Source organism: Kitasatospora sp. NPDC058032, from assembly GCF_042885845.1.
GTDB lineage: Bacteria > Actinomycetota > Actinomycetes > Streptomycetales > Streptomycetaceae > Kitasatospora.
In genome coordinates, this window is the sequence record NZ_JBHVRK010000006.1 from 1 (window position 1) to 25,344 (window position 25,344).

Sequence of the window (25,344 nt, forward strand, 5' to 3'; positions counted from 1 at the left end):
GGCAACCGCCGTCCCCGGTTCTCTGTCGTCCGGCCCGTCCCGGCCGGTCAGCTCTGGTTGTAGAAGCCGGTTTCGTCGAGCGGGCGGTCGATCACCATCACCTCGACGTCCGCCGGGGTGAGCAGGAACACCCGGCGGGCGATCCGCTCGATGCCGCCACGGGTGCCGAAGATCAGACCGGAGGCGAAGTCGACCATGCGCTTGGCCTCGGCCTCCTCCATCTCGGTGAGGTCCATGACCACCGGGGTGCTCGCCCGGATGTGCTCGCCGACCGTGCGGGCCGCCTCGAATCCGGTCGGCCGCAGGGAGACGATCTTCGTGGGGGCGGGGGAGGACGGTACCGTCTCCTGCTCGACCCACTCGTCCTCGTACACCGCGGCCGGGTAGCTCCCGGAGGGCATCAGCCACCCGTTGTGGTGCTCGTCGCGAAGTGCTCCCATGCCGCGCCTCCCTGCCTCTGTTCCGATACAGGTCCCCCGGTGCGCGTGCCCTTTTGACACGTCATCCACTCGTCGGAACTGTCCGAGTATCGCACTGATCACCGGTGTCGTGCCCGCTCGCGCCGTCCGTACGAGTCGCGCCGCGCCGACGGTCCGGGCGGACCCGGGCATCAGAAGCGACGCGGGAGAAGGACGTACGGTTGCGCGCGTAGAAGATATCGGTCGGGTCCACCGAGCAATTGACCTTCTGTCAACAATGCGGGAACGATTTCACACGGGACCGACAACGACCCCGTCCGGCCGAGCGCATCGGCGTGTCCTGCGCCCGGCGTGCCGCCCCGGGCGCCCCGCGCTCAGGCCTGGACCGCGCGCCGCCGTCGGACAGCCGCCCGGACCACCGGGACCAGGCCCGCGACGCCGATCAGCCCGATCAGCCCGGCCGAGAGCAGGAAACCGGTCGACCCCGGCTCGCGCGCGGTGGCCGCCGCGGCGACGTAGACCGCCGTGACCGGGACCACCCCGAGCGCGGTCGCGAGGATGAACGCCGGGAAGCGGACCCCGGAGACGGCCGCACCGTAGGTGGCCGCCTGGAACGGCAGGCCGGGGAGGAGCCGGAGCAGCAGGACGCTGCGGAACCCCTGGTCGGTGAAGCGCCGGTCGATCGCCAGCAGCATCCGCCCGCGCAGGAAGCGCCGGAGCGCGTCCTGCCCCAGCCAGCGGGCCAGGCCGAAGGCGACCGCGGCCCCGAGCGTGGTGCCCAGCACGGCCAGCAGCAGTCCCTGCTGCACACCGAGCAGCAGCCCGGCGGCCGCGTTCAGGGCCGGCCGGGGGAAGAAGGCCACCGTGCCGACCGCGTACACCGCGGTGAACAGCGGAACGCGCCAGTACCAGGGCGTCCCGGTGAACAGACTGCCGTCGAGCAGGGCGGTCGGGCTCCACAGCAGCAGCGAGGCCGTCGCCGCGCCGAGGATCGCCACCAGCAGGGCGAACCGCGGCCACGGCGAACGCTCCGGCGGGTCGGCCGGGGCGGGACCGGGCGGAGGCGGGGAGGTCACGGGTTCGGGCACGGCCCGAGCCTAACCGGGCGCCCGGCCCGTCCGGCACACGGGTGCGGGGCGGACCGGGCGCGGGGAGGGGCCGGTCAGAAGTACCAGCGCTGGTTGGGGTCGGCGTTCATCCTCCACTGGCCGACAGGCGTGCCGTCGGCGGTGCTGCCCTCGAAGAGGTCGAGGTGGAGCCCCGATTCGGCGTGGGCTCCGGTGGGCGCGGCGAGCACGAACGCGCCGGCGGCGGTGAGCACGGCGGCGGCCGCGCTCAAGCGGTGCGGGGTGGTGCGTGGGTGCGCACGGTGGTCTCCCGGGTGACTAGAAGCCGGCCGGCCTGGGCGAGTAGAACCACTTCTGGTTGAGCCCGTAGTTCCCGTGCCACTGGATCACCGGTGTGCCGGGCGTCGGGTCCTCGGCGCGGATGTCCAGCAGCAGCCCGCTGTTGACGTTGGTCAGGGTGTACAGGCCGACGTGGTGGACCAGGTTGGTCGTCCACTTCTGGTTGTCGCCGCCGTTGCACGGCCAGATGATCGCCTGCACGCCCTCCTCGGTGCTGCTGAAGGGGATGTCCAGGCACTTGCCGCTTCCCACGCCGATCAGCTCGTGGTCGGCGGTCCAGTACCACTTCTGGTTGGCGCCGCCGTTGCAGGGCCACTGCTCGACGGGCGCGCCGTCGTCGGTCCGTTGACCGGTGACATCCAGGCACTGCTCGACGGGCGAGTGGTTGGCGGTGATGAGCGCGAACGGCTCGTCGGGCCCGGCCTGCGCGGCGGTGGGGGTGACGAGGCCGAGCGTTCCGGCGGCGGCGAGGGCGGTGGCGGCGCCGAGACGGGCCGCGCGGGTGCGGAGGGGCGTGCTCACGGTTCCTCCTGCGGGTCGGGTGGTGCGCGGTGGGCGGGTCCTGGCCGGGTGCGGGTGGTCAGGAGGTCGGGCCCGAGGTGAAGTTCGAGGGGATCCAGATCTGGTTGTAGGCGACGGGCACGTCGATCGGGTTCCACTGGATGACGGGCGCGCCGTCCTCCTTGCTGCCGAAGGCGACGTCGAGCACGAGCGCGCTGTTCACGTTGGCGTAGCGGCGCGTCCCGGAGTGCATCAGGTTCTCGGCCCACTGCTGGTTGGTGCCGCCGTTGCAGCGCCACACCACGGGCTGGGTGCCGGGCTCGGTGCTGTAACCGGGGACGTCCAGGCACGTTCCGCTGTTCACGTTGACCAGGACGCCGCCGGCGGCCCGGAACCACTTCTGGTTGGCGCCGCCGTGGCAGGTCCACTGGCGGACGGGGGCGCCGTCGTCGGTGCGCCAGTCGGCCACCTCCAGGCACTTGCCGGAGTAGAGGTTCGTGATGGCGAAGGGCTCGGTGGGCGGGGTGGGGTTGGAGGTGTCGGCCTGGGCCGCGGGGGCGGCGAGGGCGAGTGCCGCGGTGAGGGCGAGCAGGACGGCGGCGGGGCGGATGGACATGGGACTCCTCAGGGGTGATCGGTCCCGGTGCCGGGACGGCGACGCGTCCCGGCACCGGGGGCGCTGTCAGAAGGAAGGCAGGGTGATCTGCGGGTCGATCCCGATCCAGAGCTGGTTGTCGCCGCCGTTGGCCCCCCAGGTGACCACCGGGGCACCGTCGGAGGTGTCGTAGCCGTACACGTCGAGGACCAGCCCGAGGCTGGTGGGCACGGTGTTGGGCGAGGGCCGGCCGACGCCGGGGGCCCGCCAGTTCTGGCCGGGGGGGTTCGCGGGCTCGATGCAGGGCCACTGCATCAGCTGGGTGCCCCACGCGGTGGAGTCCCACGGGACGTCCAGGCACTCGCCGCTGTGCAGGTTCTTCAGGAGGCCGTAGTTGCTGTTGCTCCACTGCTGGTTGGCACCGCCGGTGCAGGTCCACTGGCGGACGGGCGCGCGGTCGGCGGTGCTCCAGTCGGCGACCTCCAGGCACTTGCCCGTGGCCACGTTGCGGATCTCGAAGTAGGGCGAGAATTTGTGGACCCGCCCGGCGTGGGCGGCACCGGGTGAGACCAGGACGGCCGCCGCCGCGGCGACGAACGCGCCGAGCGCGGCGCCGAGACGGCGGGTGGGGGAGGCGGTGCGGGTGGACACGGTGCGGTTCTCCTCTGCTGGTGGGGTCGCCGGTCGTCGGCGTACGTGCCGCAACCGGGATCGGGGGCGGTCCGGCGTCAGAAGTTGACCCGGGTCTCCAGGCCCGTCCAGATCTGGTTGGCGCCGCCGTTGGGCCCCCAGGTGACGACCGGGGCACCGTCGGAGGGGTCGAAGCCGTAGACGTCGAGGACCCCGAAGGCGCTGCCCACGTAGTCGGGCGAGGGCCGGTTGACGTGGGGGACGGACCAGAGCTGGTTGTCGGCCGAGGGCCGGAAGTGGCATCCCCAGATGACCAGCTGGGTACCCAGCACGGTGCTGGAGCCGGGCACGTCCAGGCACGAGCTGCTTCCCGCGTTGAGGAGCTGGCCGTTGCTGTTGGCGGTCCACAGCTGGTTGGCGCCGCCGTGGCAGGTCCACTGGCGGACGGGGGCGCCGTCGTCCTTGCGCCAGTCGGCGACCTCCAGGCACTTGCCGGTCGCCGCGTTGCGGAGCTCGAAGTACAGGGTGTAGCGGGGGATCTGCTCGGCATGGGCGGCGCCGGGTGAGACCACGACGGCCGCGGCGGCGGTGGCGAGTGCGCCGAGGGCCGCGCCGAGGCGGCGTCTTCGCGCGGGGGCGTCTTCGGTCACGGATGTCCTCCTGAGGTGCGACGGATGGTGGGCTCGGACAGGAAGCCGAGGAGTCGGAACCAGGACTCCCTTGCGGCGTCGCGGTGTTGGACAGCCGTCAGTTCGAAATAGTTGTGCGGAGCCTGAGGAAAAATCATGAACTCGTGTTCACGCCCGGCTTCGGTGAGCGCGGCGTCGAAGGCGGCGACCGCGCTCGGCGGGATGTGCTCGTCGGCGCCGCCCCAGAAGGCGAGGATCGGCGCGCTCAGTCCGGCGGCGAGCTGGGTCGGCCCCGGGGCGCCGTTGACGGTGTCGGGGTAGCCGTAGAAGCCGACCGCGCCGGCCAGGCCGAAGCGCGGCGCGGCGGCGCGGAAGGCCTGGCGGCCACCGAAGCAGAAGCCGAGCGCGACGACCTCGGCGGCGCCCAGCGCGCGCAGCCGGCCGATGCCCGCGGTGAGATCGGCGTCGAGGCCCTCGGGCGTGAGGGCGAGCAGGTGCGGCAGCAGGTTCGGCAGCTCGCCGAATTCCGGCGCGCGGTCCTTCGGGTCGGCTCCGGCGGTGCGGCCGTAATAGTCGACGGCGAGTGCCGGGAATCCCTGTTCGGCGAGCTGGACGGCGGTTCGCCGGTAGAAAGCGGAAAGGCCCTTGTTGTCCGGCAGCACGAGCACGCCCGGCCCGGCCGGGTGCTCCGGGCGGGCCAGGAAGGCGCCGAACGCGGTGCCGTCGGCCGAGGTCAGGGTGAGGTCGGCGGTCTCGGCGAGGGTGTGGGTCGCGGGGGTGAAGACGGGCGGGGCGGCTTCGGCCTCGTAGCACATGGGAAATCCTTCGCAACAGCGGAACCGCCGGGCACGCGGTGTGCGCGCCCGGCGGTTCGAGATGCTAGCGAGAATTCTCCGAGGAATTTCTCATCATATCGCAGGGGTATTTTTTCCGAAAGCGTTTTTCGATTCCGGAGTGATCACGCTTTCCGGGCCGGGGTCGTACGTGGCCCGCCCCTCGGCCCGGCGCAGTGCGCCCGCGCTCAGCAGCAGGGCCACGGAGAGCGCGGTGACCACACCGAAGGAGACGGTCAGCGAGGTGGCCTGGGCGAGCCCGCCCACGATCGCCGGGGCGATCAGGCTCGAGGTGTAGGTGACGGTGGCGACGCCGGCGATGGCCTGGCTGGGGTTGCCGCCGCTGCGGCCGGCCGCGGCGAAGGCCAGCGGGACCACCACGGCGACGCCGATCCCGATCAGGGCGAAACCGGGGACGGCGAGCGCGGGCCGGTCGGCCGCGACCACCAGCAGCCCGCCGGCGGTGGCGATCGCACCGCTCAGCCGGGTGGCCCGGACGGCGCCCAGCCGGCGGATCACCGCGTCGCCGGCCAGCCGGCTGACCGCCATGGTGAGCGAGAACGCGGTGTAGGCGGCCGCCGCCACGGCGGGCGAGGCGCCGGTGACCTCACGCAGGTAGACGCCGCTCCAGTCCATCGAGGCGCCCTCGGCGAACACCGCACAGAAGCCGACCAGTCCGATCGCCAGCGAACTGCGCGGCGGCAGCGCGAACCGCGGTGGCGCCTCGGCCTGTTCGGGCGCCCGCAGATCCGGCAGCGCGCGGCAGGCGGCTCGGGTGAGGGCGAGCAGGACGACGGCGGTGACGGCGATCTGCACCCGGGGGTCGAAGTCCTGATGGGCGGCCAGGATGCCGACGCCCGCCGCCACCAGACAGCCCGCGCTCCACATGCCGTGCAGCCCGGACATGATGGAGCGGCCGATCCGCTGCTCGATCTCCACGCCCTGCGCGTTCATCGCGACGTCCGACATGCCCGCCGCCGCGCCGTAAGCCAGCAGGAACAGGCAGAGCACCGGCAGCGAGGGGGCCAGTGAGGGCAGCGGGAGACCCAGGCAGCAGAGCGCCAGCAGTCCGCCCACCGCCGCCCGTCCGCCGTAGCGGTGCACGATCCGGCCGGCCAGCGGCATCGCGAGGGACGAGCCGATGGCCGGCATCACCAGGGCCAGGCCGAGCTGGCCGGGGGAGAGGCCGAGGTGGTCCTTGAGCCAAGGGATCCGGCTCGCGAAGGTGCCGCCGACGGCGCCGTGCACGGCGAAGGCGAGGGCGACGGCGATGCGGGCCCGGCGTGCGGCGCCCGGGTCGTCGAATGATGGTCCTGTGGTCGGGCTGGTGGTCATCCGGTTCTTCCCTCCCGGCCGCGCGCGGCGCGGCGGTGCCCTGGGGGTGGTGTGGGGGTGCGGTGGTGCCCGTCGACGTGGCAGCGGCGACGGTTCGATAAATTATCAGGAAGGGACCCTGATAGAAACACTCTGGAAGGATGTCCGGCCATGACCACCGCGCGTACGGCCACGCCGAGCACCGCCCGGGCGATCAACGACCGCTTGGCGCTCAACCTGCTGCTCGAGCAGGGACCCCTCACCGCGACCGAGCTGCGCGACCTCACAGGGCTCTCCCGGCCGACGGTCGCCGACCTGCTCGACCGGCTCCGGCGGACCGGACTGGTCGCCGTCGTCGGCGAACGCGGCGAGCAGCGCCGCGGCCCCAACGCCCGGCTCTACGCGCTGGTCGCCTCCCGCGCCCACCTCGGGGCCGTCGACGTGCGCTCCGGCGGCGTCACCCTGGTGGTCGCCGACCTGGCCGGGCAGACGCTGGCCGCCGCCGAGATCGCCGTCGCCGAGCCGGGGCCCGACGCCGCCGCCCACCGCGCCGCGGCCGACCGGATCGTCGCCGCCCTGCTCGACGCCGCCCGCCGGGCCGGCGTCGAGCACCTGCACACCGTCGCCGTCGGCGCCCCCGGCCTGGTCGACCCGGCCACCGGCCGGCTGCAGTCCACGGGCGTGCTGCCCGCCTGGCACGTCGAGCTCCTCGCCGCCCTGCGCGACCTGCCCGGCACCGATGTGATCCTGGAGAACGAGGTCAACCTCGCCGGCCGCGCCGAGTACCGGATCGGCGCCGCCCGCGGCCGGGACGACTTCGTGCTCGTCTGGCTCGGCCACAGCGTCGGCGCCGCCGTCGTCCTCGACGGCAAGCTGCGCCGCGGCGCCGGCGGCGGCACCGGTGAGATCTGCTTCCTGCCCGTCCCCGGCACCGTCTCCCTGCCCTCCGCGACCAGCTGCGAGGGCGGCTTCCACAGCCTCGCCGGCAGCGCCGCCGTCTGCGCGCTGGCCCGCGCCCACGGGCTGCCCGCCGGGGCGGCCGACGACGCCGCGGCCGCCGAGACCGCCGTCCGCGCGGCCCTCGACACCCTCGGAGACGGGCTGCCGGGCGGGCCGTTCCTGGACGAGCTCGCCGAGCGGATCGCCCTCGGCGTCTCCGCGGTCTGCGTGGTGCTCGACCCCGGCTGCGTCGTACTCGGCGGCGAGATCGGCCGGGCCGGCGGCGCCGAGCTCGCCGCCCGGGTGGAGCGGCGGCTCGCCGGGCTCTCCCCGCTGCGCACCGAGGTCCGCCCCGGCGAGGCGGGCGGCGGCGCGGTGCTCGGCGGCGCCGTGCTCACCGCCGGCGACGCCGTCCGCCGGGACCTCTTCGGCGAACCCTAGGCGCCGTCCTCGATCTCCCGTCGCCGAACTCCCGTCGTCCGCCCGGGGGCGTGCGTGCCTGGACGCGGCTCGGCGGGCGGGAGTCCGAGGGCAGCCCCTACGGGGGTGTGCGCCGGCGGTCGGCCGGTACGGCAGGATGGGCCGCGGGCCGCGACCGGGCGGGGGTGGACCAGGGACTCCCGCTTGCCGGCCGACCGTCCGCACCACCGTCAGGAGTCGCAACCATGGGCCAGCCCGGGGCACCGGCCAACCCGTACCGCATCGGCGAGGCCGCCGCGCTGCTCGGCGTGAGCGCCGACACCATGCGGCGCTGGGTGGACGCCGGCCGGATCACCGCCGAGCGCGACGAGCACGGCCACCGGATCATCGCCGGCGCCGAGCTGGCCGCCTTCGCGCGGGAACTGGCCCGCCCCGAGACGGCCGCCGCGGAGGGCCGGCCCTCCTCGGCCCGCAACCGCTTCCCGGGCATCGTCACCGACGTGGTGCTCGGCGATGTCGCCGCCCAGGTGGAGATCCAGGCCGGACCGTTCCGGGTGGTGTCGCTGATCAGCCGGGAGTCGGCGGAGGAGCTGGAGCTGGTGCCGGGAGCGGCGGCCACGGCAGTCATCAAGTCCACCAATGTGATGATCGAACGACGCTGAGCGCCCCGAGGAAGGGACCACCGATGCCCCACGAAGCGCTGCCGTCCACCCAGAGCGCGGTCTTCGCCATCGAGGCGATGGCCACCCGGCACGGCCGCTCGGTGCGGACCAGCCATGACATCGGCCGCGACCAGACCTTCGCCGGCCTGGTCGGCGCCGACGAACCGGCCGGGATCCCGCACGAGGCGCTGGTCGAGATCACCGGACCGCCCGAGGTGACCGTTCGCCTCTTCGTCCACGACAAGGCCGTGGTCACCGTCGACACCATCGCCTTCGACGTGCCGCGGGACAGCGTCCCGGCCTTCCTGAACTCGGTCTGGACCGGCCTGGTCCACCTCAAGCAACGGGTCTTCCCGCCCTCCTGCACCATGATCGTCACCGTGCCGGGCGAGCGGAGCTACCGTGAGGCCGTCACCCTGTACACCCTGACCCCGTGGCTGGCGCGCAAGCTCCGCTGACCCCGGCCGCCCGGCCGCCCGGCCCACGCACCGAGGCGCCGCCTGCCGAGACCGCCGCCCGCCAGGACCGCCGCCCGCCGAGACCGCTGCTCGACCGCTGAACGGACCGAAGAACGGATCGATGAACGGACCGATGACCGCCTCCGCCGCCCGCCGCCGCCCCGTCCTCGCCGTCGCCCACCGCGGCGACCCGTACCGCCACCGCGAGAACACCCTGCCCTCCGTGGAGTCCGCGTTCGCCGCCGGAGCCGACGCCGTCGAAGTCGACGTCCAACTGACCCGCGACCGGGTCCCGGTCCTGCTGCACGACGCCACCCTCGAACGCCTCTGGGGCGACCCGCGCCCGCTCGCCCGGCTCACCGCCGAACAGCTCGACGCCTTCGACGACGGCCGGTACCGCGTGCCCACCCTCGCCGAGGCGCTCAAGGCCACCGCCGCCGCCGCGCCCGGCGCCAAGCTGCTCATCGACCTCGACGACGCGGGCCCGGCCGCCGCCACCTGGGAGGTCGTCGCCGATCTCGGCGCCGAGCAGCGGGTCGGCTTCTGCGGTCCCACCACCGCGATGCTGGCCGTCCGGGCGCTGGCGCCCGACGCCGAGATCGCGCTCACCTGGAAGCAGCCCCGGCTGCCCGTGCGCGCCCTGCTCGACGACCTGCGCCCGCGGTACATCAACCCGCCGTTCGGCCTGGCCACCCCCGCCTTCACCGCCGCCGCCCACCAGGCCGGCCTGGCCGTCTCCACCTGGACCGCCGACCTGCGCCGCACCATGCGCAAGCTGAACGAGGCCGGCGTCGACTCGATCACCAGCAACCGGATCGCCCTGCTGCGCTCCGTCCTGGACGGCCGCCGGTGACCGGGGGCCCGCGGGGGGACGACGGCGGGGTGCTGGGCCGACGGGCGCTCGGCCGCGCGCTGCTGGCCCGTCAGCACCTGCTGGAGCGCAGCGCCGCCACCCCGGCGGACATGATCGAACACCTCGGCGGCCTCCAGGCCCAGGCCGCCCCACAGCCGCCCTACCTCGGTCTGCTCGCCCGGCTCGACGGCTTCACCCCCGAGGCGCTGACCGGGCTGATCGAGACCCGGCGGGCCGTGCGGATCGCCCTCCAGCGCGGCACCATCCACCTGGTCACCGCCGAGGACTGCCTGACCCTGCGGCCCCTGCTGCAGCCGTTGCTGGAGCAGCAGTTGCGCACCACCTACGGCAAGCGGCTGGCCGGCCTCGACCTCGACGCGCTGGCTGTCGAGGCGCGCGCCCTCGTCGAGGCGGAGCCGCGCACCTTCCTGCGGCTGGGCACCGAACTGGCCGCCACCCGTCCCGACCGCGATCCGGCCGCGCTCGCCCAGGCCGCGCGCTGCCTGCTGCCGCTGGTGCAGGTCCCGCCGCGCGGCCTGTGGGGTCGCGGCGGTCCCGCCGCGCACACCACCGCCGAGGCCTGGCTCGGCCGGCCGCTCGACCCGGTGCCCGCGCCGGACGCCCTCGCGCTGCGCTACCTCGCCGCCTTCGGCCCGGCCACCGTCGCCGACCTGCAGAAGTGGTGCGGCCTCAGCCGGCTCGCGCCGGTGCTGAAGCGGCTCGCCCCGGGCCTGGTCACCTTCCGCGACGAGCAGGGCCGGCTGCTGTACGACCTGCCAGAGGCGCCCCGGCCCGGTCCGGACACGCCTGCCCCGGTCCGGCTGGTCGCCCCGTTCGACAACCTGCTGCTCTCGCACGCCGACCGCACCCGGGTGCTGCCCGAGGCGTATCGGCCGCGGGTGATGACCCAGAACGGCATCGTGCTCGGCACCCTGCTGGTGGACGGCCTGGTCGCCGGGAGCTGGCAGCTGTCGGAGCAGGGCGCCGGGGCCCGGTCGGTGACGGTCCGCCCGTTCACGCCGCTCGGCCGGGCCGACCGGGACGCGGCACTGGCCGAGGCCGAACGGGTGCTCGCCTTCGCGGGCGGCGACGGTCCGGTGCGCTTCGAGGAGGCCGGATAGCGCGTTCGACGGCCGGACGGAGGTGCGGGCGCGGTGACTCATTGGAGTGGGCCGGCGGCGGTGCTCCGTGTCCGTACCGGCTCGACTGGCTTGAATCGACCCACCCCTACCGAAGTGGAGTCGGCCGTGGCCCCTGTGCACAATGGCGTCTACGCGATCGCCAAGCCCACCGAGCAGTTGCTCACCCTCCAGGCCTCCAAGGAGTTCGTGGTCGTCCTGAACCCGACCGGTGAGCCCGGGGAGCAGGAGTGGGAGGTGACCGCCCGCGACAACGGAAACGTCGTCATCAGGAACCTCCGGCACGGCGACCACGTCGGCCTGGACGGCCCGCCGGAGGTGAACCAGCAGGTCCGGGGCACCGAGGAGGCGTTCGAATGGGCGCTCCACCAGGCCGCCGAGCGGTCCTCCTTCCATGTCGTCGTCCCCGGGGGGCCGGTCGACGGCCAGGAGCTGGCGCTGGACCTGAGCGTGCTGGACATCTTCCCGCCGCGCACCGCGCTGCGGCCGCTGGAGGTCCAGGACCAGCGGCAGGCCTGGCTGTTCGAGCGCCGCGACTGAGCGCCGGCCCGCCCGCCCCGGACGTGCCGTGACCGCCGGGGCGGGCGCCGTCCCCAAGGGATAAAACAGGCGCATGATCGGATCATCTGCTGAGATGGGGCAGACCTGGACCGATCGACCGGACGGAGGAACGGATGCCGGGGCAGACTCCGTCCGAACGGCCACCCGCCGACCACCGACGCCCCTATCTGATGCTGCCGGCCCCGGTCCGGGCGGCCGCCGCCTGGTCCGCGGCGCTGGTGCTGCTGATCACCGTCGCCTCGCTCGTCGTCTTCGCCCTCGTCGAACTGCGGGCCGCCACCGTGCCGGTGATCCTGGCGCTGCTCGGCACCTCGCTGCTCCAGCCCGTGATGCCGTGGATGGTCCGACGCGGCGTCAGCCGCTCCCTCGCCGCCGGACTCACCTGCGCCGTGCTGGTGGCCGCCGTCGGCACGGTCATCGCCCTGCTGGTGAACTCCCTGGTGCACAGCGCCCCGCAGATCGCCACCGCCCTCCAGGAGGCCGGCGACCGGCTCGCCGAATGGCTCGGCCCCTTCGGCGAGAAGATCCGGCACGTGCTGGACAACGCCAAGGGCGAGACCAGCACCCTCGTCACGACCCTGACCGACAGCGTGCTCACCGGCCTCGGCCTCGCCACCCAGGTGGCCACCGGTGGTGTGCTCGCGCTCGCCCTGGTCTTCTTCTTCCTCCGCGACGGCCACCGCACCGGCGAGACCATCCGCTCCTACCTGCCCGAGCGCACCGCCGAGACGGTGGTGGCCTGCGGTGAGCGGGCCTTCGAGGCGATGGCCGGCTTCATGCGCGGCACCACCCTGATCGCCCTCATCGACGCCTTCTTCATCACCGTCGGACTGCTCGTCCTCGGAGTCCCCGGCGCACCCGGCCTCGGCGCGCTGGTCTTCATGGGCGCCTACATCCCGTTTGTCGGCGCCTTCCTCTCCGGCACGGTCGCGGTGCTGGTCGCCCTCGCCGACGGCGGCGTGGGAACGGCGCTCTGGGCGCTCGGCGTGGTGGTCGCCGTCCAGGTCGTCGAGGGCAACGTCCTCCAGCCGCTGATCCAGAGCCGGACGGTGGAGCTGCACCCGGCCACCATCATGGTCGCCGTGGTGGCCGGCTCCGGGATCGCCGGCATCATCGGAGCCCTGCTGGCCGTCCCGGTCTGCGCCGCCGGGCTCGGCGTCGTCTCCGTCCTGCGCGGCGCCCCCGGCCGCGGGCGGCGCGGGGACCGGGACGGTGACGGGACCGAACCCCTCGCGGAGCCGGCTGAGGGGTATCAGGAGTAGGCGGACGGCCGCGGCCTGCGTCTGCCGGTCGGACCGGAGGCCCGCCGCCGCGAAATTCCGGTTGCCGGTGCCGGACGGGTGGGGCAGAGTGCCCTGGCCGGGGCGGAGGATCGCCGCAGGGCGGAGGATCGCCGGAGGGCCGAGGAGAGGCGCTGGTCGGAGGATGACGGTGGGGAGGACGACGGTGGAACGGTTCGTGGTGTCGGACGGGGCGGCCGGCCCGTACGGGCTCGCCGTCGGGCCGGACGGCGCCCTGTGGTTCACCCTGGTGCACGCCGGGGAGGTCGGGCGGCTGGCGGCCGACGGGAGCGTCACCCGGTACGGGCTCGACGCGCCCGGGTGCGCGCCCTCGGTGATCACGGCGGGTCCCGACGGGGCACTCTGGTTCACCCGGACGGGCGACCACCGGATCGGCCGGATCACCGTCGACGGCGAGGCCCGCTGCTACGAGCTGCCCACCGCGGGCGGTCCGTACGGGATCGCGGCCGGGCCCGACGGGGCGCTCTGGTTCACCGAGCTGAACGCCGACCGGATCGGGCGGATCACCGTGGACGGCGAGGTGACGGAGCATCCGCTGCCGGTCTCCGGCGGCTACCCGTCGATGATCACGGCCGGACCGGACGGGGCCCTCTGGTTCACCCTCAACCAGGGCGGAGCCGTCGGCCGGATCACCGCGGACGGGGAGGTCGCCCTGCACCCGCTGCCCACCGAGGGCGCGGCCCCGGTCGGCATCGCCCGGGGCGGCGACGCGCTCTGGTTCGTCGACATCGGGGCCGGCCAGGTCGGCCGGATCACCGTCGCGGGCGAGGTGACGGAGCATCCGCTGCCCGACCGCGCGGCCCGCCCGCACGCCATCGCCGCGGCCCCGGACGGCCGGCTCTGGTTCACCGAGTGGGGAGCCGGCCGGATCGGCTCCCTCACCCCCGACGGCCGCTACACCGGCCACCCGCTGCCGGTCGAGGGCACCGAGCCGCACGGCATAACCGTCACCCCGGACGGCGCCGTCCACGCGGCGCTGGAGATCGGGGAGATCGTCCGGCTGGCACCGTAGGGCGTACGTCAGCGGTGGTGGGCGGCCGGGGTGTGGCCGAAGGTGCGGCGGAAGACGTCGATGAACGCACTGGCCGAGGCCCAGCCGCAGCGGTGCGCCACCGCGGTGACCGGGACGTCCTCGGCCAGCAGGCGCAGGGCGTGGTGCAGCCGCAGCTGGGTGCGCCACTGGGGGAAGGTCATGCCCAGCTCCTCGCGGCAGAGCCGGCTCAGCGTGCGCTCACCGGCCCCGGCCGCCCGGCCGAGCTCGCCGAGGGCGCGGCCGTCGGCCGGGTCGGCGTCGAGCAGGGCGGCGACCGCCGCGAGCCGCGGGTCGCGCGGCACCGGGAGGTGCAGCGGCTGCTCGGGGGCGCGGCGCAGCCGGTCCAGCAGGACGGCCAGCATCCGCCGTCCCTCGGGCGTGCCCTCGGTGCCCGGACTGCTGTAGGCGATCAGCAGTTCGCGCAGCAGCGGGCCCACCGCCAGTACCGCCGGGCGGGTCAGCCGCAGTGGATTGTGCCCCAGCGGCAGGCCCACGGTGTGGAGCACGGTGGGTCCGTAGGCGCGGTGCCGGTGGCCGGTCCCGGCGGGGATCCACAGCGCCCGGGTCGCCGGGGCGACCCAGGTGCCCGCGGCGGTGGTCACCGCGAGCACGCCCCGGCCCGCGTAGACGATCTGGTGCACCTCGTGCCGGTGCTCGGAGACGGTCGAACCGGCGGCCAGTGGTCGGGTGACCGTCAGATCGGGTGAACCGTCAGATTGGCGGGAAGTCGGCATCGTCCGGCATTTTATCGGAAGTCCGCCACCGTCTGCCGGGCCGAGGATCGCTCCGTGACCACTCTTCGATCCCGTGTCCCCTCCGGCGCCGCTCCGATCGCGGTACTGGCGGCGGGCCATGCCGCCGTCGACCTCTACCAGGGCGTGGTGCCCGCGCTCGTCCCCTTCCTGGTCGCCGAGCGCGGCCTCGACTACGGTTCCGCCGCCGGGGTCGTGCTGGCGGCGACCCTGCTCTCCTCGATCGTGCAGCCGCTGTTCGGCGCGCTCACCGACCGCTGGGCGATGCCCTGGCTGATCCCGGCCGCCACCGCGGCCGCCGGGATCGGCGTCGGCCTGGCCGGGCTCTTCGGCCCCTACGCGCTGCTCTGTGCGGCGGTCGCGCTCTCCGGCGTCGGGGTCGCCGCCTACCACCCCGAGTCCGCGCGGCTGGCGCGCGCCGCGAGCGGCGACAGCCACACCCGGATGGGCTGGTTCTCGCTCGGCGGCAACATCGGCTTCGCACTCGCCCCGCTGATGGTCGGCCCGGTGCTGGCGGCCGGCGGCCTCGGCGCGACCCCCTGGCTGGCGGTGCCCGCGCTCGCCGCGGCGCTGCTCACCGCACCGGTGGTCCGCACCCTGGCCGCCCGTGCCGCCGGGACCGCTGCCGGCGGAACGGGCGACGCCCGGCGTGACGACTGGCCCGCGTTCCTGTGGCTCTCGGGGGTGATCGGCTGCCGCTCGGTGGTCTTCGTCGGGCTGAGTTCCTTCGTGGCCCTCTACGCCCAGCAGCGGCTCGGCCGGGGCGACTCCGGGACGGGGACCGTGGCGCTCTTCACGCTGTTCGCCGGCGGCGCGGTCGGCACGGTGCTCGGCGGCTGGTGCGCCGCCCGCTGGGGCCGGGTGCGGACGGTCCGGCTCTCCTACGCGGCCGCCGTCCCGGCCGTCGCCGGACTGCTGCTGGTGCCCGGACCGGTCGCCCTGTACGGCTTCGCCGCGCTGATCTCGCTGGCCCTGTACGTGCCGTTCTCGCTCCAGGTGACGCTCGGCCAGGACTACCTGCCGAGCCGGATCGGCACCGCCAGCGGGGTGACCCTCGGCCTCGCCGTCAGCGTCGGAGGCCTCGCCGGCCCGGCCATCGGCCTGCTCGCCGACCACACCGGGCTGCGCACCGCGCTCGCGCCGCTGGCCGTGCTGTGCGCGCTGGCCTGGGCGCTCGCCCGCCGTCTGCCCGAGCCGGCCGGGGACCCGCGCGAGCCGGCCGCGCCGGAGCCGCCGAAGGCCGTGCCGTGGCAGGAGGCCGGGAACGTCGGGCGGGCGGGGCGGCCCTGACCCGCGGTGCGCCGAGGACGGGGTGTGCCGAGGACGGGGTGCCCTCGGGACGGGGTGCGCTCAGGACGAGGTGCGCAGCTCGGTGGCGAGCGCGCAGAGCGCGGCGCGGTCGCGGCGGCCGGTCTTGGCGATCAGGTTGGCCAGGTGCTTCTCCACCGTGCGCGGGGAGATGGACAGTTGGCGGGCCAGCTCCTGGTTGCCGGGCCGGTCGGCGAGCAGCAGCAGCACCTCGTACTCGCGGACCGTCACCCCGCAGGTGCGCAGGTCCGCGGGCACCGCGTCGCGGCCGCCGCGGTGCTGGGCGACGCTCGCCCCCGCCCGCCGCAGCAGGGTGCGGCAGGCGGCGGCCACCGGCTGGATCTCCAGCTGGTGGAAGTACTCCTCGGCGGTGCGCAGCCAGGCCACCGGCTCGCCCCAGCCGTCGGTGAGCGCGGCCTCGGCGGCGAGCCGCAGTGCGAGGTGGTGCGCGAGCGGGAAGGCCGCGGCGGTCGGCCGGGCCCCGGCGAGGGCGCGGGCGGCCTGCTCGGGGCGGCCCTCGCGGCCCAGCAGCACCGCGTCGGCGAAGCGCAGGAACTGACGGTTCCAGGCGAGTTCGGCGGCGGGCGCGGCGGCGGCCAGGTCCAGTTCGGCGCGGTCCCAGCGGCCCTCGACCACCTCCAGCAGCGGGTGCAGGCCGTGCCGTCCGGCCAGGTAGAAGACGCTGGGGTGGCGCTCCTCCCAGGCCAGCCCGGCGTCGAGTTCGGCGCGCGCCCCGGCGCGGTCCTCGGCGAGCAGCGCGCCGACCGCGCGGCAGAGCCCGAAGCGCAGCGGCGTCAGGAAGGACTCGTCGCCGCCGGCCTGGCGGAACCGGGCCAGTTCGCCCTCCATCTCCCGGGTCCGGCCGAGGTGGGCGGCCAGGGTGGCGGAGGAGAGCAGCAGGTAGCGGTGGGCGGCGAGGTTGTGCAGGCGGGCGGTGGCGTCCAGGCAGCGGTCGACGGTGGCACGGGCGGTCCGCCACTCGCCGCGCATCACGGCGTTCATCGCGAGCAGGCCGTCCAGGGTCTGGGTCAGCACGATCGCGCCGAGCCCGGCGGCGGCCTCCCGGGCCCGCTCCAGCCGGGTGCCGTCGCCGGTGCGCATGAAGGCGTTGGCGCCCAGCCGCAGCATCGCCTCGACCCGCCAGACGGGCAGGGTGTGCGCCTCGGCGACGGTCAGCATCCGCTCCAGGCAGGCGTCGGCGGCGTCGAAGCCGCGTTCGCGGGCGAGCAGGGCGAGCAGCTGCCAGGCCTGGCAGGCGACCACCGGCAGGCCGGAGCGCTCGGCCACCTCGGCGGCGCGGCGGGCGCGCAACTCGGCCTCGGCGAGGCGGGCCGCCGCGTCCGGGGCCGGGGCCGGGGCGGTTGACGGCTCGTGAGGGGCGCCACCGGGGGCGCCGTCCGGGCCCGGCGACCCGTGGTCCGGCAGCAGCGCGAGGTGGCCCTCGACGACGGCCAGCGCGGCGTCCTGCTCGGGACGGGGCCGCCCCGCGGTGAGGGCGCGCGCGGCGGCCACCTGGTCCCGGGCATCGGTGCCGCGTTCGGCCATCACGGCCGCCCAGGCGAGCCGGGTGTGCAGGTCGATCCGGCGCTCGACCGCCGGGACGGTGCCGGCGGGCGGCGCGGGCGGGACCGGCGGCAGGGTCCGGACCAGCTCGAAGGCCCGGTCCAGCTGCCCGGCTTCGGCCAGCGCGGGCAGCAGCCGCTCGGTGACGCCGGCCCGTTCGGCATCCCCGGCGAGTTCGTGCGCGCGCTCCAGCAGGACCACCGCGGACCCGGCCGCGCCCGCCTCCAGCACCCGTCGGCCGGCCTCCGCGAAGTGCACCGCCGCGCCGGCCCGGTCCCCGCCGACGAGCAGCAGTGCGGCGACCAACTGGCGTCGCTCCTCGGCGAGTTCGGGGTCGGCGCGGAGGATCGCGCGGGCCGCCCGACGGGCCAGTGCGGCGCGTTCGGCGGGAGCCAGGGCGGCCGTCACCGCGTCGGCGGTCAGCGCGTGCCGGAAGGCGTAGCGGTCCGGGGCGGCACCGTCCGGCACGATCACATTGGCCTCGCAGGCCGAGCGCAGATGGCTGAACAGGGTGCGGTCGTCGTACCCGGTGATCAGCTGCACGGTGGTCACCGAGAAGCGGCTGCCGAGGGTGGCCGCGGTCAGCAGCAGGTCCCGCACCTGCGGGTCGAGTTGGTCGATCCGGTGGCCCCAGCTGCGGACGATGGTGCTGGGCACACCGGGGCGCGAGCCGTCGGCGAAGGCCCAGCGGCCGTTCTCGGCCCGGCGCAGCGTGCCGGAGTCCAGCAGGTCGGCGAGCAACTCCTCGACCAGGTAGGGGCAGCCGTCGGCGCGCGCGGTGAGGTGCCCGATCAGCGCGGCCGGCAGGTCGGCGCTCTCGCCCTCCAGGATCGTGGCGGCCAGGGCGGCCACCTCGGTGGGCGGCAGCGGCCGCAGCTCGGTGACGGTGGCGGCGCGGCGGCGCTCGGCGGCGCGCACCAGCTCCAGGGCGGGGCCGGGTTCGGCGCGCAGCGTGGCGAGCAGCAGGACCGGCAGGCCGGCCAGGTTGTCGACCAGGTACTCCAGGACGGCGACGGTCTCCGCGTCGGTGTCGTGCAGGTCCTCCAGCAGCAGCACGCAGCCCTGGTCGCGGCCGAGCACCGCGAGCAGCCGCAGCAGCGCCTCGGCCAACTCGACCACGCTCTCCGGGTAGACGCCCGCGCCGGCCGCCGCCGGGTCCCGCCATTCGGGGACCAGCCGGGCCAGCGCGGGCCGGTAGGGCGCGAGTTCGGGGTCGCTGGGCGGTCCGGCGGCCCGGAAGCGGGAGGAGAGCGCCTCGATCAGCGGTCGGAACGGTGTCACCGTGCCGGTCGAACTGCCCCGCCCGCGCAGCACCGGCAGGCCCAGCCCGTACGCCTGGTAGGCGCATTCGCCGGCCAGCCGGGATTTGCCGATGCCGGCCTCACCGAGCAGGAAGACCGCTCCGCCGCCCTGCTGGCGGGCGGTGGCCAGCGCGTCGCCGAGCATCGCCAGCTCGGTCGCGCGGCCGACGGTGATCGACGACGTGGTCCGCATGGCCGCAGGCTACTTGACAGGGTATCGGTTCTGAAGAGTGGTGGGTCGGTCACGGAGCGGGCACGGCGTTACCACCGGGTGGTTACCGTACGACCACATGCGGAGCGCGGCGCCCGCGCGGCCGGTGCCGCGGACTCGCGCGGGTCGGCGTGAGTGCGCGTGAGTCCGCGAGGGTCCGCATGGGTCCGTATGGGTCCGTATGGGTCCGCCGCCGGGGGGCTGCCCGTTCCCCGGCGGCGGACGGTCCGGCCGCTCAGGGCCGGGGGTGGTGCGGTGGCACGGGCGGTTCTCAGAAGGGCGTGGTCATGGTCGGGAACTCGACGATCGGCGGGATGGCCCCGCCGGTGCCGGCGAGCAGCCGGGAGCGCAGGCCCAGGCCGTGGCCCGGGCGCAGCCGGATCTCGCCGGCCGGGTGCTGGGCCGTCTCGCCGGGGCGGACGCCGGACTGAGTCGGGGTCAGATGCTCGTCGTGGTCGTTCATGGTCCGGAGCTCCGTTCGTGGTCGCGGATGGATGGTTCTGATGGTGTGGATGGTACGGACGTCCGGTCGGGACGACGCCCGGTGGAGAGGACGTCGTTCGGGTGGCGCCGGTTCGGTCGGACGGCAGGGGCCGGTGGTACCGGTGGTGCAGAACGCGCGTGACGCGCGCGCATGGGGGCGCTAGGCGCGAACAGCGGCGCGCGGACCGGTGTTCGCGCGCTTCCCGGCCTCGACCGCCGGGACCCGGGGACGCAGCAGCAGGGCGGGCGGCACCTGGTCCGGGAAACCGAGCCGCAGCAGTCCGTGCCCGATCCCGGCCAGGCCGGTGAGCAGCCCGGGGTGCGCGACCTGGTCGGGGGTGCCCGGGCGCGCGCCGTCCTGGTCGACGGCGGCCAGCAGCGCCCCGGCCCGCCGGACCCACGGGGTGCGCCCGGCGGTGGGACCGTGCCGGCCGAGCAGTTCCAGCACGCCCAACTCGCCGTGGCAGAGGCTGTGGTCGCCGAGCGGCGCGGCGCGGGCGGTGTTCCGCACGGCGCGCTGGGCCCAGTCGGCGAGCCGGCGGTCGGCGAGCGCGAGCGGGCTGTCCACGACGGCGAGCGCGACACCGGGGCGGCCCCGGCACCAGGAGCCCTCGCGCGAGCGGACGGCGGTGGCGGCGTGCAGGGCGGCCAGCCCGGCCCGGTGGTGCGGGCCGTCGGGGGGTTCGCCGACCGCCTCGGCGTAGCGCAGCAGGGCCCAGCCGATGCCGGCCGAGCCGTGGGCGAAGCCGGTGCCGGCCGGGAGGGGACGGCCCGCCAGCCGCTCGGCGCAGCGGCCTGCGGCGGCCAGCGCGGCGGAGGCGACCGGATCGACGGCGCCGGCCGGTCCGGCGCCCGCGGTCCCGGTCCCGGCCGATCCGCCGCGGCCCGCGGCGTGCACGGCGAGCAGGGCGGCGAGCCCGCCGGCGGTGCCGCTGTGCACACCGGGGTCGTCCTCGCGCTCGGCGGCGGCCGCCGTGAGCGCCACCGCCGGGCCGCTCCACGCCGCGACCAGCGGATCGCCCAGCAGCCGGGCGAGTTCGGTGAGCGCGTAGGCGATGCCGCCGAGGCCGGCGAAGGCGCCGGAGCCGACGGCGGCCGGGTGGTCGGGGTGGGCGGCGAGCGAGTCGAGCAGCCCGGCGACGGGCGCGAGGGCCCGGCGGGCGACCTCGGCGTAGCGGTCGGTCCCGGTGAGCGCCGCGAGCTGGGCGAGGAACAGCGCCGTGCCGGTGTAGCCGCCGGCCAGGTCGGCGCCGAGCGGGCGCACCCGCCAGTAGCGGTCGGCGAGCAGTTCCAGCCCCAGCCAGTTGGTGCGCGAGCGGCCCTGGTAGGCGGCGGCGACGAGCTGGTCGCCGAGGCCCCGCGCGGCGGCCAGCAGCCGTTCGGGCTCGGGGGCGGTCGCCCAGACGTTCTCCGGCCCCGGCGGGCCGGGCCGGTGCGCGGGGGTGTCGGCGGCCCCCGCCATGGCCGCGCGGACGATCCACTCCTGGTCCTTGCGGTCGACGGCGCCGAGCGTGGCGAGCTTGACCTCGGCCCGGGCCAGCCCCGACTCGGCCAGCTCGCCGGCCAGTCGGCGCCCGTCGCTGGTCCACAGGTCGCGCGAGCCGGGCCGGGTGGTGAAGAACGGGACGTCGCCGGTCCACAGGTCGGCGATCTCGTGGTCGGCCAGCCCGGGGCGGCCCGGGTCGTCGACCGCGTCGGTGCGCAGCAGGTCGAGCACGGCCTGCCGGGCGCCGGCCTCGCGCAGCACGTCCGGGTGGGTGGACTCGTCGAGCAGCCGGGCGTAGACCCGGGTGGCCCGGGGCACCACCCGCACCTCGGCGTCCGCGAAGCAGCGCAGCAGCCCGCGCGGGCCGGTGAGTTCGTCCCGGCCGTCGGCGAGCGCGGTGTAACCGGCGCGGAAGCCGGCCAGCAGCGCCTCGGTGTGCTCGGCGGGTTCGACGGGCGCGCCGCCCAGCCGGGGCCGGTTGTGGGCCTCGCCGAACGGCCGGGGGCGGCGCACCAGACGCATCTCGTCGGTGCCGGCGCCCGCCCAGTCCACGCCGTCGACCGGGGACAGCTGCCGCCCGGCGCAGCCGCCGCCGATGCCGGAGACGTCCACGGCGCCGTCGTCGCCGATCAGCAGCTGCGGCAGCAGGCCGACCCGGTGGACGGACTCGGCGAGGGCGCGGGCCGCCGGGTCCCCGGCCAGGCCGGGTTCGGTGGCCGGGCCGCCCGCCGGTGGGTGGAACAGCGTCTCGACGTCCACCAGCACCGGCTGGTCCCCGCAGGCGATCAGGTTCTCGAAGTGCAGGTCGGTGCCGTCGAGCACGTGCAGCAGGGCGAGCAGCGCGCCCTGGCGGCGGTAGAAGCGCTCGACGTCGTAGCGGGTCAGGCACGGGCGGGCCTCGGCGTACTCGGTCCAGCCGTGGGACCCCCGGTCGAGCAGGCCCAGCGCGCGCAGCCGGGGGACGCCGGGCCGTCCGCCGTACCAGCCGAGCAGCGTGTTGAAGTGCCGGTGCGCGGCGGGCGGACGGGGCCGGTGGACGACGGCGCCGCCGTTGGCGAAGTGCAGCACGGCGACGGCCCGGCCGTGCCGGTGGCGGTCGCCCGCGTCGGCCTCGACGGCGACCAGCGCGCCCGGGTCGCGTCCGCGCAGCAGGCCGGTGACCAGCAGGGCCCGGTCGGCCACGAACCGGTCGAGCAGTTCGGCGTGCGCGTCGGCGGCGTCCAGGCAGGCGCGGGCGAGCAGCCGGGCCAGCACGGGGTAGTCGCGCAGCAGCGCGGCCAGGCCCTCCCGGCGGGCGGTGAGCGCGAGGAACGAGCGGAACCGCTCCTGCGGGGTGCCGCCGGCCAGCCGCCCGGCGGCGCGCGCGGTGTGCAGCTCCAGGACCAGGGTGCGCGCGGCGGTCCGGGCCAGCCGCTCGGTCAGCCGCGCGGTGAACTCGGCGCGCAGCGCGGGCAGGTCGATCCGGCCCTGCTGGTCGGCGGCGCGCACCGCAGGGGAGAGCGCGGTCAGCAGCCGTACCTGCGCGCGGTCGGCGAAGGGCTGCAGGACGAGCGCGAAGCCGCTCAGGCCCGGGTAGGCGGCGCGCGGCACCACCGGGCGCACCGGTGCGGCGGCCACGGCGGCCTCGGTGAAGGCGGCCCAGTCCGGGCGGGCGGCGGGGACCGGCCGGCCCGGCGTCAAGCCCCGCTCCCACCACGAGGGGCCGCCGGCACGGGGGGACCGGAGCCGACCGGGGTGGGAACGGGGAGTCTGGGGGAGGGCGGGGCGGATCGGGTGCGGGTCCGGCGGCGGACCGGGCGGTCCGGGGCGGGCGGATCCCGCGGGCGGTGCGGGGGTCGGTGCGGTCGGTGCTGCGGTCGGTGGTGCGGGGAAGTCGCCGGGCATCGGAGTGTGCGGGAACGGTGTGGCCGAGGGGACCGCCGGTGCGACCGGGCCCTGAACCGGTCCGGCGCCCCCGTCGAGGCGCGTGCTGCGCACGGCGTCCACCTCTGCCACCACCGCACCTCCGATGCCGGGAGAGGGCCGCGCTGCCGTCGAAGGCGCTGCCCTCGTTGCTGATCCTGTCGTTGCGGTGGCCGTCGGGGCATGGGGGACCGGCCCCCATCTTTGTGACGGGGCGCCCGCACGATCCTCCGCACCCCCTACTTTCGGAGGGGGCGGGCCCCCGACTTGTGGACGGGGTCAGGGGCGGGCGAGCAGCAACTGGACGGCCACCGCCGGCCGGCCGTTCATGGTGAGCACCGGGACCTCGCGCTCCTCGACGGTCTCGAACGCCGCGAACAGCCCGCTCAGCCACTCCCGGGTGTGGTGGCGGCAGACCGCGCCGTCGCTCGTCCGGAACACCCCGTAGCGGCCGTAGCCCGCCTCGGACCGGCGGTAGCGCTCCTGGTTGCGCTCGTCCGGCTGGAGCAGGTAGTCGCTGACCAGGAGCAGGCCGCCGGGGCGCAGCACCCGGTGCAGTTCGGCGACCAGTGCCTCCTGCGCCGCGTCGTCCGGGACGCAGGTGAGCACGGCGAACAGGAAGGCCGCGTCGTAGGCGCCGTCCGGGCGCTCGATCCGCGGCGGGTCGGTCAGCACCGAGAAGCGGGCGGCGGGCTGCTCGGCACGGGCCCGGGCGACGAGTTCGGGCGCCACGTCCACACCCTCGACGTCGCTGAAGCCCAGCGCGGCCAGCTCGCCCGCGAGTCGGCCGTAGCCGCAGCCGTAGTCGAGCAGGACGGCGCCGCGGTCGAGGCGGGCCGTCCAGCCCGGGTGCGGGGGATGGCCGAAGGTCTTGGTGGTTCCGGTCGAGTTCCAGTACGCGGACTGGTCGTCAGAGGCCGACATGGGCCGATGATGCCACGGGTGGACGGGCGCGGTGCGCCCGGGGTGCACCGGGCGGCGGCGGGGCCGGTGGGCGCGGGCCGATGGGGCCGTTCGGCCCTTGCGAGCGGGGTGCCGGGGAGGGATGGTGATCGCCGCGCCGCAGTGCGGGGCCGCCGGGGGCGGGTCGGCGCGGCAGGACCAGAGTGTGGCGGAACGGGAAGAGGCCTGAGGTGGGCGAGTTGGTCACGGTGCGGTTGTGCGAGGGGATTTCGCGGGGCTTCGCGGCCGATGCGAGGGCCCGGATCGCGGCCGTGGTGGGCGGGGCGGACGCCCTGGTGGAGTCGCTGCGGGTGCGGGTCGGGACGATCGGCACGGCGGCCTCCCCGGGCGGGGCGGGCCCGGCGGGTGTGCTGACCCAGGTCAACGCCGAGGTGGACGGCCGGCGGATCCGCGTCCAGGAGGCCGCCGCCGACCTCGGCGAGGCGCTGGACCGGATCACCGAGGGGCTGCGCGTCCGGATGGCCGCCGTCACCTCGGGCTGGGCGCCCAGGCCGTGGCCGCGCCGGACCCGCTCGCGGATGCCGCTGACCGCCGCCGCGTCCGCGGCCCCGGCCGCCGTCGCCGTCCCGCGGGCCGCGGACCCGGACGCCGGTGTCGCGCGCGTCGCGCTCCCGTACCCGGTCGGGCCGCAGCCCATCGTCCGGCGCAAGCGGGCCCAGCTGGTGTGGTGCTCGCCGGACGCCGCCGCCCGCACCATGGACGCGATGGACTTCGACATCCACCTGTTCACCGACCCGGCCACCGAGACCGACGCGGTGGTCTACCGGGTCGGCCCGACCGGCTACCGGCTGGCCCGGACGGTGGCCGCCGGACCACCCAGCCACCCGGCCGTGCCGCTGACCCTCAGCCCCTGCGGTGCACCGGAGCTGACGGAGGAGCAGGCCGTCGAGCGGCTGACCGCCGCCGAACTGCCCTACCTGTTCTTCGCCCACCCCGGTTCGGGACGCGGCCGGGTGCTCTACCGGCGCTTCGACGGCGGCCTCGGCCTGATCGCGGCCGCCTCGTGAGCGAGGACTTCCGCCGCCGGCTGCGCGAGCGGCGCCGTTCCGCCGTGCCGCAGCAGCCGGCCCGCCGAGCCGGTTCGGTGGTGCGGCCCCGACCGCCCGCCGAGGCGCCGCCGCGCGAGCTGGTGCCGCTCGAACGGGCCGAGGCCCTGCGGCTGCTGGGCGGCGCGCCGTTCGGCCGGATCGTGTTCACGGTACGGGCGCTGCCCGCGATCCGCCCGGTCAACCACCTGCTGGTCGACGACACCATCGTGATCCGCACGCACGACGGCGCCGCGCTGACCGCCGCCGCGGCGGGCAGCGAGGACACCGGTGTGGTGGTCGCCTACGAGGCGGACGCGATCGACCCGGTGACCCGGCTCGGCTGGAGCGTGGTGGTCACCGGCTTCGCCCGGCCGGTCACCGACCCCGCCCGACTGGCGCGCTACCGCGCCCTGTTGAGCCCCTGGGTGAACGCCTCGATGGACCACACGGTGGCCATCCAGCCCGACCTGGTGGCCGGCTACCGGCTCATCGCGGGCGCCGCCGCCTCGTAGGGCCCGCCCCACGGACAACTGGACAACTGAGGCCCCGGGCCCGCGATCCGCCCCGACGCGGGCCCCTACCGGGGGTCCCGGCGCCCGTACGCCCCCCTTCCCGGAGGGGGCGTGCGGTCCACCGGGACCCCGGCGCGGAGGA

Annotated in this window: 25 protein-coding genes; 11 read left to right on the plus strand and 14 right to left on the minus strand. The window is 75.9% G+C overall.

The genetic code is table 11. The features are described from left to right. Window positions 1–47 precede the first annotated feature (47 nt). The 9 genes from ACFVUH_RS12165 to ACFVUH_RS12205 form a co-directional block, all read right to left on the minus strand. The gene (locus ACFVUH_RS12165; protein ID WP_355371702.1) at window positions 48–440 is read right to left on the minus strand and encodes a cell division protein SepF; all 393 of its coding nucleotides are present in this window, start codon (window positions 438–440) and stop codon (window positions 48–50) included. A gap of 353 nt (window positions 441–793) precedes the next feature. After that, window positions 794–1,507, minus strand: a complete 714-nt coding sequence (locus ACFVUH_RS12170) for a VTT domain-containing protein (protein WP_355371705.1) — start codon at window positions 1,505–1,507, stop codon at window positions 794–796. A 74-nt stretch (window positions 1,508–1,581) separates the two neighbouring features. Further along, on the minus strand, window positions 1,582–1,758 hold the full coding sequence (locus tag ACFVUH_RS12175) for an RICIN domain-containing protein (RefSeq protein WP_387912796.1): 177 nt from the start codon (window positions 1,756–1,758) through the stop codon (window positions 1,582–1,584). 46 nt (window positions 1,759–1,804) lie between these two features. Then, window positions 1,805–2,347, minus strand: a complete 543-nt coding sequence (locus tag ACFVUH_RS12180; RefSeq protein ID WP_387912798.1) for an RICIN domain-containing protein — start codon at window positions 2,345–2,347, stop codon at window positions 1,805–1,807. A 58-nt stretch (window positions 2,348–2,405) separates the two neighbouring features. Beyond that, window positions 2,406–2,942: an RICIN domain-containing protein gene (locus ACFVUH_RS12185; RefSeq protein ID WP_387912800.1), complete on the minus strand. Its 537-nt coding sequence runs from the start codon at window positions 2,940–2,942 to the stop codon at window positions 2,406–2,408. Between the two features lie 66 nt (window positions 2,943–3,008). After that, a complete protein-coding gene (locus ACFVUH_RS12190) occupies window positions 3,009–3,572 on the minus strand; it encodes an RICIN domain-containing protein (protein ID WP_387912801.1) in 564 nt (187 codons plus the stop codon). Window positions 3,573–3,649: 77 nt separating this feature from the next. Beyond that, window positions 3,650–4,201: an RICIN domain-containing protein gene (locus ACFVUH_RS12195; protein WP_387912803.1), complete on the minus strand. Its 552-nt coding sequence runs from the start codon at window positions 4,199–4,201 to the stop codon at window positions 3,650–3,652. Further along, window positions 4,198–4,995, minus strand: coding sequence for a dienelactone hydrolase family protein (locus ACFVUH_RS12200; protein WP_387912805.1), 798 nt, complete (start codon window positions 4,993–4,995; stop codon window positions 4,198–4,200). The genes ACFVUH_RS12195 and ACFVUH_RS12200 overlap by 4 nt, the downstream gene beginning before the upstream one ends. 93 nt (window positions 4,996–5,088) lie before the next feature. Further along, window positions 5,089–6,348, minus strand: coding sequence for an MFS transporter (locus ACFVUH_RS12205; protein WP_387912807.1), 1,260 nt, complete (start codon window positions 6,346–6,348; stop codon window positions 5,089–5,091). Window positions 6,349–6,498: 150 nt separating this feature from the next. Here ACFVUH_RS12205 and ACFVUH_RS12210 point away from each other — a divergent pair, with 150 nt between their 5' ends. The 8 genes from ACFVUH_RS12210 to ACFVUH_RS12245 all read left to right on the plus strand — a co-directional run bounded on the left by ACFVUH_RS12210 (window position 6,499) and on the right by ACFVUH_RS12245 (window position 13,672). Beyond that, window positions 6,499–7,707 (plus strand): ROK family transcriptional regulator, encoded by a 1,209-nt coding sequence (locus tag ACFVUH_RS12210; RefSeq protein WP_387912809.1) that lies wholly within the window; start codon window positions 6,499–6,501, stop codon window positions 7,705–7,707. Window positions 7,708–7,931: 224 nt separating this feature from the next. Further along, a complete protein-coding gene (locus ACFVUH_RS12215; RefSeq protein ID WP_355371720.1) occupies window positions 7,932–8,348 on the plus strand; it encodes a TOBE domain-containing protein in 417 nt (138 codons plus the stop codon). 23 nt (window positions 8,349–8,371) lie between these two features. Beyond that, window positions 8,372–8,806, plus strand: a complete 435-nt coding sequence (locus ACFVUH_RS12220) for a hypothetical protein (RefSeq protein ID WP_387912812.1) — start codon at window positions 8,372–8,374, stop codon at window positions 8,804–8,806. A gap of 121 nt (window positions 8,807–8,927) precedes the next feature. Continuing rightward, window positions 8,928–9,659, plus strand: coding sequence for a glycerophosphodiester phosphodiesterase (locus ACFVUH_RS12225; protein WP_355371724.1), 732 nt, complete (start codon window positions 8,928–8,930; stop codon window positions 9,657–9,659). Then, entirely contained in the window at window positions 9,656–10,780 is a 1,125-nt protein-coding gene (locus tag ACFVUH_RS12230; protein WP_387912814.1) for a winged helix DNA-binding domain-containing protein, read from the plus strand. Before ACFVUH_RS12225 ends, ACFVUH_RS12230 begins: the two co-directional genes overlap by 4 nt. Before the next feature lie 126 nt (window positions 10,781–10,906). After that, the gene (locus ACFVUH_RS12235) at window positions 10,907–11,338 is read left to right on the plus strand and encodes a hypothetical protein (protein WP_387912815.1); all 432 of its coding nucleotides are present in this window, start codon (window positions 10,907–10,909) and stop codon (window positions 11,336–11,338) included. A gap of 134 nt (window positions 11,339–11,472) precedes the next feature. After that, window positions 11,473–12,621, plus strand: coding sequence for an AI-2E family transporter (locus tag ACFVUH_RS12240; RefSeq protein ID WP_387912816.1), 1,149 nt, complete (start codon window positions 11,473–11,475; stop codon window positions 12,619–12,621). 163 nt (window positions 12,622–12,784) lie between these two features. Beyond that, a complete protein-coding gene (locus ACFVUH_RS12245) occupies window positions 12,785–13,672 on the plus strand; it encodes a virginiamycin B lyase (protein ID WP_387912818.1) in 888 nt (295 codons plus the stop codon). An 8-nt stretch (window positions 13,673–13,680) separates the two neighbouring features. On the opposite strand, the gene ACFVUH_RS12250 is transcribed toward ACFVUH_RS12245, so the two are convergent. Next, the gene (locus tag ACFVUH_RS12250) at window positions 13,681–14,427 is read right to left on the minus strand and encodes an AraC family transcriptional regulator (protein ID WP_387912820.1); all 747 of its coding nucleotides are present in this window, start codon (window positions 14,425–14,427) and stop codon (window positions 13,681–13,683) included. 54 nt (window positions 14,428–14,481) lie between these two features. On the opposite strand from ACFVUH_RS12250, the gene ACFVUH_RS12255 reads away from it, so the two are divergent. Beyond that, window positions 14,482–15,735: an MFS transporter gene (locus ACFVUH_RS12255; protein ID WP_387912822.1), complete on the plus strand. Its 1,254-nt coding sequence runs from the start codon at window positions 14,482–14,484 to the stop codon at window positions 15,733–15,735. Window positions 15,736–15,795: 60 nt separating this feature from the next. On the opposite strand, the gene ACFVUH_RS12260 is transcribed toward ACFVUH_RS12255, so the two are convergent. The 4 genes from ACFVUH_RS12260 to ACFVUH_RS12275 all read right to left on the minus strand — a co-directional run bounded on the left by ACFVUH_RS12260 (window position 15,796) and on the right by ACFVUH_RS12275 (window position 23,623). Continuing rightward, window positions 15,796–18,810 carry an AAA family ATPase gene (locus ACFVUH_RS12260; protein WP_355371744.1) on the minus strand — a complete coding sequence of 1,005 codons (3,015 nt, stop codon included), beginning with the start codon at window positions 18,808–18,810 and terminating at the stop codon, window positions 15,796–15,798. Window positions 18,811–19,099: 289 nt separating this feature from the next. Then, window positions 19,100–19,291 carry a hypothetical protein gene (locus ACFVUH_RS12265; protein ID WP_387912824.1) on the minus strand — a complete coding sequence of 64 codons (192 nt, stop codon included), beginning with the start codon at window positions 19,289–19,291 and terminating at the stop codon, window positions 19,100–19,102. A 180-nt stretch (window positions 19,292–19,471) separates the two neighbouring features. Next, window positions 19,472–22,681 (minus strand): type 2 lanthipeptide synthetase LanM family protein, encoded by a 3,210-nt coding sequence (locus ACFVUH_RS12270; protein WP_387913166.1) that lies wholly within the window; start codon window positions 22,679–22,681, stop codon window positions 19,472–19,474. Between the two features lie 297 nt (window positions 22,682–22,978). After that, window positions 22,979–23,623: a class I SAM-dependent methyltransferase gene (locus tag ACFVUH_RS12275; protein ID WP_387912825.1), complete on the minus strand. Its 645-nt coding sequence runs from the start codon at window positions 23,621–23,623 to the stop codon at window positions 22,979–22,981. Window positions 23,624–23,832: 209 nt separating this feature from the next. Here ACFVUH_RS12275 and ACFVUH_RS12280 point away from each other — a divergent pair, with 209 nt between their 5' ends. Both ACFVUH_RS12280 and ACFVUH_RS12285 read left to right on the plus strand, forming a co-directional pair. Beyond that, on the plus strand, window positions 23,833–24,669 hold the full coding sequence (locus tag ACFVUH_RS12280) for a sigma 54 modulation/S30EA ribosomal C-terminal domain-containing protein (protein ID WP_387912826.1): 837 nt from the start codon (window positions 23,833–23,835) through the stop codon (window positions 24,667–24,669). Between the two features lie 44 nt (window positions 24,670–24,713). Next, window positions 24,714–25,202, plus strand: coding sequence for a pyridoxamine 5'-phosphate oxidase family protein (locus ACFVUH_RS12285; RefSeq protein WP_387913168.1), 489 nt, complete (start codon window positions 24,714–24,716; stop codon window positions 25,200–25,202). Window positions 25,203–25,344 lie beyond the last annotated feature (142 nt).

Bases quoted from the DNA above. Each gene is read 5' to 3' on its own strand.
- ACFVUH_RS12165 (WP_355371702.1), bottom strand. From the start codon at position 440: ATGGGAGCACTTCGCGACGAGCACCACAACGGGTGGCTGATGCCCTCC.
- ACFVUH_RS12185 (WP_387912800.1), bottom strand. From the start codon at position 2,942: ATGTCCATCCGCCCCGCCGCCGTCCTGCTCGCCCTCACCGCGGCACTC.
- ACFVUH_RS12200 (WP_387912805.1), bottom strand. From the start codon at position 4,995: ATGTGCTACGAGGCCGAAGCCGCCCCGCCCGTCTTCACCCCCGCGACC.
- ACFVUH_RS12205 (WP_387912807.1), bottom strand. From the start codon at position 6,348: ATGACCACCAGCCCGACCACAGGACCATCATTCGACGACCCGGGCGCC.
- ACFVUH_RS12210 (WP_387912809.1), top strand. From the start codon at position 6,499: ATGACCACCGCGCGTACGGCCACGCCGAGCACCGCCCGGGCGATCAAC.
- ACFVUH_RS12215 (WP_355371720.1), top strand. From the start codon at position 7,932: ATGGGCCAGCCCGGGGCACCGGCCAACCCGTACCGCATCGGCGAGGCC.
- ACFVUH_RS12220 (WP_387912812.1), top strand. From the start codon at position 8,372: ATGCCCCACGAAGCGCTGCCGTCCACCCAGAGCGCGGTCTTCGCCATC.
- ACFVUH_RS12225 (WP_355371724.1), top strand. From the start codon at position 8,928: ATGAACGGACCGATGACCGCCTCCGCCGCCCGCCGCCGCCCCGTCCTC.
- ACFVUH_RS12240 (WP_387912816.1), top strand. From the start codon at position 11,473: ATGCCGGGGCAGACTCCGTCCGAACGGCCACCCGCCGACCACCGACGC.
- ACFVUH_RS12245 (WP_387912818.1), top strand. From the start codon at position 12,785: ATGACGGTGGGGAGGACGACGGTGGAACGGTTCGTGGTGTCGGACGGG.
- ACFVUH_RS12250 (WP_387912820.1), bottom strand. From the start codon at position 14,427: ATGCCGACTTCCCGCCAATCTGACGGTTCACCCGATCTGACGGTCACC.
- ACFVUH_RS12260 (WP_355371744.1), bottom strand. From the start codon at position 18,810: ATGCGGACCACGTCGTCGATCACCGTCGGCCGCGCGACCGAGCTGGCG.
- ACFVUH_RS12265 (WP_387912824.1), bottom strand. From the start codon at position 19,291: ATGAACGACCACGACGAGCATCTGACCCCGACTCAGTCCGGCGTCCGC.
- ACFVUH_RS12270 (WP_387913166.1), bottom strand. From the start codon at position 22,681: ATGCCCGGCGACTTCCCCGCACCACCGACCGCAGCACCGACCGCACCG.
- ACFVUH_RS12275 (WP_387912825.1), bottom strand. From the start codon at position 23,623: ATGTCGGCCTCTGACGACCAGTCCGCGTACTGGAACTCGACCGGAACC.